A 9,326-nucleotide genomic window follows, 5' to 3' on the forward strand; every position below is an offset into this window, starting at 1 on the left:
CAATGAGAGAATAATTCCCCGGCACCGTTAGCAGTACCGGGGAAGATGGTCTAGCGGATGATGCTGACCCGGGTTTTATAAGAATAATTTTTTGTGTTCACGATCAGCACATAGATGCCTGGCGCCAGCCCGGCGGCATTCAGGGTAAGCATGTTACCCTCAAAGCCCAGCTGCTGGCGGAGCACTGTTTGCCCGGATACGCTGATCATTACCGCCGTGCCTTCTGAAGGCACCACACCATTGAAACGGATGTAGAACTTGCCCCTGGAAGGGTTGGGGAACACCGTTTCCACTACTGCGCTGAATTCCGCCTTCACGGTGAGGATGTTAGACTCCCCGTTGCCATTGCCTGCCAGGTCAGGCACTGCGCCGGCATTCAGGCGTACCGTAACATCATTTTCAGCAACAGGGGTGATGGTAACCCTGTACTCCGTGGCGCTAACCCTGGTAAAGCCGGATGCGGTACCGTTGCTCAGGGTGATGGCCGAAGCATCAAATTCCTCTACCGGTTCGTTAAACACAATATTCACCTGGAACGGGCCTTTCACCGCGGTAACCGGAGAGGAGATGACCGGTACCGGCAGCTGCGTATCTACCGTAAATGAAACCGCTTCACCCTGCTCGCTGGTATTACCCGCGGCATCCGTAACCGTGGTAGTGATGGCATGTTCACCATCGGCCAGCGCCGTAGCCGGTGTAAAGCTCCAGGTGCCGTCTGCTGATACAGCAGCCGTTCCAATAGCTACGCCGTTGTTGTAAATAGTAACCGTGGTATTGGGTTCAGCCGTTCCACTTAAAGCTGGCTTGTTATTTTTTGTTCTGCCGTTTTGTTCCCCGGCCAGTACCGGTACGGAAGGAGCAACCGGTGTTTGCGTGTCCACCACAATGGCAATGGCCTGGCCGGTGGCGCTGGTATTGCCTGCCGCATCCGTAGCAGTGGCGGCAATGGTATGCGGGCCGTCTGCAAGGGCGGATGGAAGCGTGTAGCTCCAGTTGCCGCTGGCATCGGCAGTGGTGGTACCCACTACAACACCATCTACGTAAACATGTACCGTGCTGTTGGCTTCCGCCTTGCCGGTGAATGCGGGCTGGCCGCTGTTGGTGTGGCCATTGTTGCCGCCTGAAAGCACCGGCAATGAGGGCGCAACCGGCGCCTGCGTGTCAATCACCACTTGCAGCGTTTCACTGGCGGGGCCGGTGTTGCCCGCTGCATCCGTGGCGGTGGCGGATATTTTGTAAGTGCCGTCCGGCAAGGCCGCAGGCGGTGTGAAGCTCCAGTTGCCGGAAGCATCCGCGGTAACCGTGCCTGCAATCTGGCCGTTTATATAGATATCTACCTTGCTGTTAGCTTCAGCCGTGCCCGTAAGAGCAGGCTGGTTGTTGCCGCTATGCCCGTTGCTGTTGCCGGGCAATACAGGCTGAGACGGAGCGGCCGGTACGCTGGTATCAATCACCACATCCAGTTTTTCACTCGCACTGCTGGCGTTACCTGCGGCATCTTCAGCCGTAATGGTAATGCTGTGCGCGCCGTCAGGCAAGGCGGAGGGGAAGGTGTAGCTCCATTTACCGGAAGCGTCTGCCGTGGCAGTACCCACTTTCACATCATTCACATAGATATGAACAGTGCTGTTAGGCTCTGCCGTACCGCCCAGGGAAGGCTGGTTGTTTTTCAGGGGACTGCTGCCGGCGGCCAGCTCAACGGCGGGTTGGGCCGGCGCTTCCGTGTCTATCACTATGGGCAGCGTTTCACTGTCAATGCTGGTGTTGCCGGCGGCATCCGTGGTGGTAACATGTACGGTATGCGGGCCGTCTGCCAGGGGAGCGGGTATGGTGTACGTCCAGTTGCCATCAGCGTCTGCCGTGGCCGTGCCGGTTGCTGTTCCGTTCACGTAGATGGTTACGGTGCTGTTAGGTTCTGCCGTGCCGCTGAGGGAAGGCTGGTTATTCTTGACCGGGCTGCTGCCGGCTGCTAAGCCCGTAACCGGTTGGGCCGGCGCTTGCGTGTCTATGATGATGTTCAGGGTAGCAGGTTCTGCGCTCACATTGCCCGCAGCATCTGTGGCCGTAGCGGTAAACGCATAAGGCCCGTCTGCCAGCGCGGCGGGAAGCGCAAAGCTCCATTTGCCGTCAGCATCCGCCGTGGCAGTGCCCGTTTCCCCACCATCCGTGTAAATAGTAACGGTACTGTTAGGCTCCGCGGTGCCGCTCAGGGAAGGCTGGTTGTTGTTGAGCGGGCTGCTGCCGCTGGTCAGCGCCATGGCCGGTTTTGCCGGCAGCTCCGTATCTGTGGTGAAGAGCAGCGCATCACTGGCGTCACTTTCATTACCTTCCGTGTCTTTGGCCGTAGCCGTCAATTCATGCGGGCCGTCTGGCAGGTTATTGTCCGGCACAAAGGTCCAGTTCCCGTCAGCGTCTGCGGTAGCTGTGCCTACTGGTACGCCGCTATCATAAATAGTAACCGTGCTGTTAGGCTGGGCCGTGCCTTTGATGACGGGTTTGCCTTCATTCAGCGGGCTGCTGCCAGCTACCAGTACCGGTGCTGCCGGTTTGGGCGGTTTGGCCGCAATGGTGAGCAGCAGCGGGTGGCTGGCGCTGCTGGTAGCGCCGGCGCCGTCACTCGCTTTTACCGTGAGGGTATGCGTTCCCACCGGCAGTGAAGACGTTGGCGTAATGGCGTAGTTTCCTTCAGCATCCGTTGTGGCGGAGCCGATGGCCGTTGAGCCGTTATATAATGTTACCGTCAGGCCATGTTCGGCCTTGCCGGTGATAAGCGGTTTCTTGACGCTGGTAGGTGAGCCTGCTGCAGAAACCGGTGCAGGCAATTTCACCAGATCTACCGCAAGGCTGGCGGAAGCACCCGTGCCGCAGCCGTTCACGCCCTCTACCTCAATGTTGCCACCCGTAGCGGATGGGCCGAAATTCACCGTAATAGCATTGGTTTTGTACCCGGATACGAAAGTAACGCCGGGAGGAAGCTTCCAGTTGTAGCTGCTGGCGCCTTCAATAGCCGGTACGCTATAGCTGGCATTGAGGCCGGCAATCACTTTGTCAGCGCCAGTGATGGCTGCCGCGTCTTCAGGCGGAGTGGTGATGGAGGGGTTCAGCGTTATAGTGATGCTCCTGCTTGTGCCGCAGGTATTGGTGCCGGAGGCGGTGTAAGTCATTGGCCCGCTGAGCGTAGCTTTTACAGAAGAGCCGGTGGTGGTGTTCAGCCCGGTAGAAGGCGCCCACGTCCAGGAAAAGCCGTCACCGTTCAGCACTTCAACGATCTGCTCCTGGCCGGCGCAAACGTCTATAGACGAGCCGGAAGAGTAGGAGGTCGTTTTTACGTTGAACAGCGGGTCTGTACGGTCCATGGCATCAGGCAGGTCTGAAGCGTTCAGCACGTAGGCGAATGCCAGGGCGGTAGACTCACCTGCGGCCAGGTTACCAACTTTGAATGCAATGGCCATAGCCCTGTCTCCTGTAATATTGCCCACTGTCGAAAGCGCTTGCCCCGTGCCTGCCCATATCTGGCTGCCGTTGGCATTGGGCCAGCCGGAGGGTACAGATACCTTTGCCCGGCAATCCCGGCTGCCAAGGCCCAGGTAAGAAGAAAAACGCATGCCTTGCGCTGATATAAGAGCGGTGCTGATGCTGTTAGGATTTTGTTGTTCTATCACGTTCTTCGTGTCATAGCTGCCGCCCTGCGCTACTTCATTATCCGGGTCTACTTCGCGGGTGTAATAGATATTGTTCAGCGTTGTAGTGCCTTTGTTGGTGAGGTAAACCTTTACAAGTATAAACCCTTTGGTTTTTTCTACGGAGAACTCCTGGCGTACTTCCAGGTTACTGATATTGCCCGTCCATTCTACCGTTTGGCTCACGTCCGTAGTGCTGAAGCCGGTAACGGAACCGGGAACAGCGTTGTGCCCGCTCCCGGAGTTGATATGCAGAGTACCGTTTATCTGTACGGAAAAGCCTTCGTAGGGCGTACCTGGCAGAAAGTAGTCGCCAATATAAGCCGGAGATCCTACCGTCCAGCCGTCTTTCCCTACGTCTGAAATGAAGCCTACCCGGCCCCCGAAGTCGGGCCTGGTAGAATAGAAAAAGTTTTCGGGGCTTTTGACCGTACTGCCAAAAGCGCCGTTAGCCTGTATGCCGGCTTCTATGAAATCCGCTTTAAGAAAACCGTTGCCGCTCACCACCTGCGCCTGCGCATTGGTTGACAGCAGGGCATAGCATGCCCCTATGAAAAGATGTTTGTACAATTTTTTCATGCAAATCGTTTATTGCCGGGAAGAGAAAGAATTAATGAATGGTTGCCAGGCGCCCGTCTATTTTAATGGTGCAGGGAACGTAGCAGGTAACCGCCTTGTTTTGAACAAAGGAAGGGCCTTGTGTTTTGGTGTTCAGCAGCAGGCCCTTTACCGCATCCGCATGCCGGGTGTTGTCTGACTGTATCACTTCGATTTCCGTGATAACCCCCTTATCGTTTACCAGCAGCATGTACTGCAGCAGGAACGTTCCATTCACCGTGCCGGCGTACTGCTGTACGGCCTTGCCGGCAGCCCAGTTTTCCAGCTGGTTAAGCGGCGTATAGTCTGCCTGGGGCAGCTGGGCGTATTTTTTTGCCTGTTCGCCTGAGAAATGGATGGAGAGGGGAGACCAGCGGTATTTTGCGGTGGATGCGGATTGTGCGTAAGAATAGCAGGTGCTTTGAACTACGCAAAAGAGAAGTAAAAGCCATTTCACATGTCTAGGTCTAATCATAAATTGGATTTAGGTATAATGTGTATATGTATACGGTCAGCAACCGGGCACAAAAAACAAAGGCATAGGATTGTGCTCGTGTATTTTAAGAAACGGTATCAGGATATAGTGATTTCAAAATCATAATGCAAAGGTGGGGGATATAAAAGAGCTGCGCAAGAACCCTGGGGTTCTATTATTTTGGGAGGGGGATAGTTCCCGATTCAGTAAATTTATAGTGCAAAGGGATGAACCATGAATAAAGATCTATATAAAGGTTGCCCCGTACAATTCACCATGCAATTTCTTGCAGGGAAATGGCAGATTGCCATACTCTGGCAGCTGAGGGAAAAACAGCTCCGGTTTGCCGAGCTCAGGCAGCTGCTGCCGCAGATTACAGATAAAGTGCTGATGCATGAACTGGCCTTTTTCACCAGCAAGGGAATAGTAGAAAAGAAACAGCTCAAGCCTTCCTCCACCAGGGCCATGTATGCGCTCTCCCCGCTGGGGCAAAGCCTGGTGCCGGTTATTCACCAGGTGGTGAACTGGGGGTATGAGCACCTGCTGGACGAGAAGGTGAGCCGTGATATGTACAGCACTCCCGTTCCCGCCCTCGAAGATATTGCGGCGCTTACATGCCGGAAGGGCGTTCAGGAAACCTGATGCCATACCTGGAAGAGGTGGCAATCAGCCGCGCTATATCCGGCGCGCCGGCGGGCGGCGGAGGCAGCTCCATGGCCGGTGCCGGTTCGCTCATTTCTACAAAATACTGTTCAAACCCTCCGGGCGTAAGCAGGATCATCACTTCAGCCCGGTCTGTCAGTACCTTGAAGGCATGCTGTATGTTACGGGGGAGGAACATGCTGTCTCCCGCCGTTGCCTGGTACGTTTTGCCGCCCACTGAAAATTCGATGCTGCCGTCCAGCACCATGAATATCTCGTCTTCCCGCGTATGGGTATGCGGCGGCGGCTCCAGCCCTTTTACTTCCGTCATTTTCAGCAGCGAAAAAAGGTTGTTGGTATCCGTGGCTTTTATCAGTATTGATAACAGGTGCCCGATGTACCAATAGGAGTTGCCAAGCGCCGGCCTGGCCATGAATGGCGCCAGGTGGGGTGCAGCTTCCGGCATAGACAGGGAAGGCCGGCTGAACAATAGCAATCCTCCCAGCGCCCCGGTACCGGTTAAGAAAGATTTTCGGCTCAACATATCGGTAAGCTTTTGTTATAAGCAAATGTATTGCTGTGGTGGGAATGGAAGTGCAAACTTACCTGTTGGGAAGTAATTGACGGGTAGATGTAAAATTTGTATTTTGTCAACTATTTGATCGGGGGGTATATATTTTTCCATATTGGGGCTTCCATCACTAGCGTTTTCAAGCAGGACAAATTTGGGCCAACGTTTATTTTTGATTAAGAAGTCATTGGTTGAAAATGCACCCGCGAAACTGCCAAAGAAAAAATAATATTAGCACTACCGCCAAAAGGTTATATATGCCCTTTAAAATTGATGGTTTTGCACATTTTTCACAGACCAGACGCATTCCATAATACCTTCTTTTGCCCATCCAGATTCTATTACCAGAAAAGCCTCCGCTTTTATGGTGGCCTATATACACTTCCTTTCTAACTCCCTTTCCGTTCTCAATTTTGCAATTACAGAGATAACAATGAGGCATGGGATTAATTTAGCGTGATAAATGTATTAAATTTACTGCATATATATTATATATGCAAAAAGCGGGTATTCAAATTTATTGTTGGCTTAGAAATGGAGAGTATTCAATATCGCCTTGTTTGGCATAAAAGGCATCCATGAAATTACAAATCTGCTCATAGAAAAAAAGCATATCTGCCCTGGCCTCGTTGTTCCACATATCCGAATGCTTGCTACCCATAGCGGCAATTAACAACTCCCACAAGCGGTGTTTTACATCTTCGCTGCAAGGATAGCTATCCAGGAAGTCCGCAATGGCCGGATTAATAGAATTAAAGGGTGGATTAACAATGGAAGTCTGCATATAACCATATTTTAGATTGAATTACGATAAACAACGAAGCATGTTTCTGCCTTTGTAAATATACCAATTTCTTCATTATCTTGGTTGGTCAACCAAGATTTATTTTCTGCTTTTCCACCATATTAGTTTACATGACAGACTTGAACACGGAAATATTGATACACTTTGGCAAAACATTGCGAGCTTTCAGAAAGGAGCAGAATCTTACATTGCTGGAACTGGAAGTTAGAAGCGGCATAAATGAGGGTGATATCTCTAAAATTGAGAACGGCAAAAAGAAGCTGGCTTTCACTACTTTTATTAAATTATCCAAGGGGTTAGACCTCACACCGTCTCAGTTTCTCAAAGAATTTAAAGTTCAATGACTATAATTGTTTGTGAGGTCAGTTTAATAATAGAAAGGCTTTATCCCGATAGAGCAGAAAGGCTTCAATTTTCCTATTTCTAATCAAAAAATATCTTACGAAAGACTTTTGTTTGTTGCAGACAACATAAGTACGGGTGCTATAATCCAGATCGAGATTTAGAATTTTTAGAGACGGATCAGATTTTTCGTATGTCTCAATCGTCAAATCACGCGGATTTACGTTGTGTTCCTTCATTTGAGAAGAGAGCTGTTTTATCCCCATTTCGATATATTTTTTCCTCTGTTCTTTTGTTGCAACTTTAGACTCTTCCTTCCTGAAAAGAATATATTTTGAAATAGCTGTATCAATATTCCAATCGCCTTTAGAATATTCAATGAACTGCCTGATAAGCTTTTTACTTTCATCAGAAGTTTGGGCCGACAGGCTTGTATTGATCCCAAGTGCAAGGAAAACAAAAATGCTCTTTGCTTTCATGATTATCCTTTTAGTTACAAGAACCGGTATTAGATGATGAAATACCAGTTTGAGCTTTTGCTCCAGTACATTTTTTCAAATCCTCCCCAAAATTAGCAGGGTTTAATCCACTGCCCATTATCCACCAGCCATTTGTTTTGGGAATGTTTATTCCCGCAGCTGCAGCCACATCATAGACAAAATGAGTGCAATTATAGGATTCAAGGTTATAAACAGGACTGGGTTGATTTACCTTTTGAAGAACTTTGGAAAGCTGGGCAGCTGTTATATTTACCTCCAAACTTACATCAAAAGGTTGATTTGAGTCATCACCAAGCTGACTTTGTGTATTGTCGGGGAAAAACGGGGAAACACCCTGTCTGGGATGAAAACCAACGCTGCGCCGGTAGACTACACCGTTTATCATCTGCTCTACGGCAACAAATGCATGGCCTGCTTTATCCTTTACAGAAAATGGGTCAGCACTTCCAGCAGTAGGCTGATCTGCATAGAATACAAGTTTGGCTGGGTGAGAGCTTGAGAAACATCCCATATACTGTGCTATATTAGTTACGGGCTTATCTGGAGGAGGAAGGGCAACCGCCATTTCTGAGCCTGTACCATAACAGTCATTTCCACCAGACGTTTGTGTATGTGGAGGTATGCCGCCGGAAGAGCTGCTTCCTAAATTCTGCGAACCATCTATACCATCGTAGATCGTTTCGTTGCCATAAGTATCATCAAACCAGATAGGAGACAGGATACAATCCCTCTGCACCACCACCTCCCCAATACAATTTCCGCTCCCATCACCCGTACAAGCCGTCGTATAATAGCAAGTCTCAACATACCCTACAATCTCCCGCGCCGTCAAAGTAACCGTCATCCCTGGTTTTGCCATCCGTGCACCTGTGATATACGCCCTTTCCATACGAGACATCATACAAGGATCATTGATGGCAGCCCCGTCGTGGTCAAACGCCCGCTGGTTAAACAGGTCTGCCGCAATGAAAACATTTCGCGCACTCAGGCCCTTGCCGTATCCATACTTTCCCGGCTTCTCCGCATCAAAAATCCGTACGCTGAACTTCCCATTATTTTTCAAAGCTATCAGACCAGACACACGCGAGCTTCCGCTGCGAACCATAGGCGCGAGTACCATCAGCCCGCCACTTTGTGTACCTATTACCGCGTGTTCCCACAGCGGGTAGCCAAAGGCATTGGCAGCACTATCCATGAAGGGGCGTAGTTCTTCCACGTGCTGCAGGGAGTCCATGAGCGGAGCAAGTCTTTCATCAGCGCCGTCTTTCAGGGTAGCAAATTCATGAAACGATGCTTTTACTTCAACGTTTTCAATACCTCTGGAACAGGCGCAAAGAAACATGATAACGCTAATGACGGTTAACCAGGAACGGAATACTAACATCAGGTAACATTTTAGGATTAAAACAACAAACAATTGCAAAGCTTGGTTCTCGATTCTTGGCTGGCTGCATGTAATTTAACTTTTTCCGCTATCAGTAGCCAAAATATTTTCTCGCAAACTTGTTTGTGAATTAAGCCTTGCTCACATGCTGTCTTCAGGATGGACAACCACATGCGAGGCTTGTTGAACATCGCATCCGTCCTGGTCACATCCTAAAATAGGTTTACACCCAAAAATGTAAACCAATGAATCAATTAAAAAGAAGGGGCCGTCGTAGTATCCATGATTTGGCCTTTAAGCGGCAAGTAGTCGCCCATTACTGTAGCGGTC

Annotated in this window: 8 protein-coding genes; 2 read left to right on the forward strand and 6 right to left on the reverse strand. The window is 50.3% G+C overall.

Going from position 1 to position 9,326, the window contains the following annotated elements; genetic code table 11:
* Nucleotides 1-50: 50 nt before the first annotated feature.
* Nucleotides 51-4,259 (reverse strand): Ig-like domain-containing protein, encoded by a 4,209-nt coding sequence (locus ABDW36_RS25445; RefSeq protein WP_343704762.1) that lies wholly within the window; start codon nucleotides 4,257-4,259, stop codon nucleotides 51-53.
* Nucleotides 4,260-4,290: 31 nt separating this feature from the next.
* Nucleotides 4,291-4,752: a hypothetical protein gene (locus tag ABDW36_RS25450; protein ID WP_343704763.1), complete on the reverse strand. Its 462-nt coding sequence runs from the start codon at nucleotides 4,750-4,752 to the stop codon at nucleotides 4,291-4,293.
* A 234-nt stretch (nucleotides 4,753-4,986) separates the two neighbouring features.
* Between ABDW36_RS25450 and ABDW36_RS25455 the strand changes: the two genes are divergently transcribed.
* Nucleotides 4,987-5,394 carry a helix-turn-helix domain-containing protein gene (locus ABDW36_RS25455; RefSeq protein ID WP_343704764.1) on the forward strand — a complete coding sequence of 136 codons (408 nt, stop codon included), beginning with the start codon at nucleotides 4,987-4,989 and terminating at the stop codon, nucleotides 5,392-5,394.
* Here ABDW36_RS25455 and ABDW36_RS25460 read toward each other — a convergent pair.
* Nucleotides 5,363-5,938 carry a cupin domain-containing protein gene (locus ABDW36_RS25460; protein ID WP_343704765.1) on the reverse strand — a complete coding sequence of 192 codons (576 nt, stop codon included), beginning with the start codon at nucleotides 5,936-5,938 and terminating at the stop codon, nucleotides 5,363-5,365. The genes ABDW36_RS25455 and ABDW36_RS25460 overlap by 32 nt on opposite strands.
* A 544-nt stretch (nucleotides 5,939-6,482) precedes the next feature.
* Nucleotides 6,483-6,749 (reverse strand): hypothetical protein, encoded by a 267-nt coding sequence (locus ABDW36_RS25465; RefSeq protein WP_343704766.1) that lies wholly within the window; start codon nucleotides 6,747-6,749, stop codon nucleotides 6,483-6,485.
* Between the two features lie 131 nt (nucleotides 6,750-6,880).
* Here ABDW36_RS25465 and ABDW36_RS25470 point away from each other — a divergent pair, with 131 nt between their 5' ends.
* Nucleotides 6,881-7,114, forward strand: coding sequence for a helix-turn-helix transcriptional regulator (locus ABDW36_RS25470; RefSeq protein ID WP_343704767.1), 234 nt, complete (start codon nucleotides 6,881-6,883; stop codon nucleotides 7,112-7,114).
* An 18-nt stretch (nucleotides 7,115-7,132) separates the two neighbouring features.
* Here the strand turns inward: ABDW36_RS25470 and ABDW36_RS25475 are convergent, their stop codons facing one another.
* Nucleotides 7,133-7,591, reverse strand: coding sequence for a hypothetical protein (locus ABDW36_RS25475; RefSeq protein ID WP_343704768.1), 459 nt, complete (start codon nucleotides 7,589-7,591; stop codon nucleotides 7,133-7,135).
* A gap of 10 nt (nucleotides 7,592-7,601) precedes the next feature.
* Nucleotides 7,602-8,996 carry a hypothetical protein gene (locus ABDW36_RS25480; protein WP_343704769.1) on the reverse strand — a complete coding sequence of 465 codons (1,395 nt, stop codon included), beginning with the start codon at nucleotides 8,994-8,996 and terminating at the stop codon, nucleotides 7,602-7,604.
* Nucleotides 8,997-9,326 lie beyond the last annotated feature (330 nt).

Origin of the sequence: Chitinophaga sp. (assembly GCF_039596455.1) — a bacterium.
In the GTDB taxonomy this organism is placed as follows: domain Bacteria; phylum Bacteroidota; class Bacteroidia; order Chitinophagales; family Chitinophagaceae; genus Chitinophaga.

What these genes read in the sequence shown, in the direction of transcription:
- ABDW36_RS25450 (WP_343704763.1), bottom strand. Translation starts at nt 4,752, where the DNA reads ATGATTAGACCTAGACATGTGAAATGGCTTTTACTTCTCTTTTGCGTA.
- ABDW36_RS25455 (WP_343704764.1), top strand. Translation starts at nt 4,987, where the DNA reads ATGAATAAAGATCTATATAAAGGTTGCCCCGTACAATTCACCATGCAA.
- ABDW36_RS25480 (WP_343704769.1), bottom strand. Translation starts at nt 8,996, where the DNA reads ATGTTAGTATTCCGTTCCTGGTTAACCGTCATTAGCGTTATCATGTTT.
- ABDW36_RS25445 (WP_343704762.1), bottom strand. Translation starts at nt 4,259, where the DNA reads ATGAAAAAATTGTACAAACATCTTTTCATAGGGGCATGCTATGCCCTG.
- ABDW36_RS25465 (WP_343704766.1), bottom strand. Translation starts at nt 6,749, where the DNA reads ATGCAGACTTCCATTGTTAATCCACCCTTTAATTCTATTAATCCGGCC.
- ABDW36_RS25475 (WP_343704768.1), bottom strand. Translation starts at nt 7,591, where the DNA reads ATGAAAGCAAAGAGCATTTTTGTTTTCCTTGCACTTGGGATCAATACA.
- ABDW36_RS25470 (WP_343704767.1), top strand. Translation starts at nt 6,881, where the DNA reads ATGACAGACTTGAACACGGAAATATTGATACACTTTGGCAAAACATTG.
- ABDW36_RS25460 (WP_343704765.1), bottom strand. Translation starts at nt 5,938, where the DNA reads ATGTTGAGCCGAAAATCTTTCTTAACCGGTACCGGGGCGCTGGGAGGA.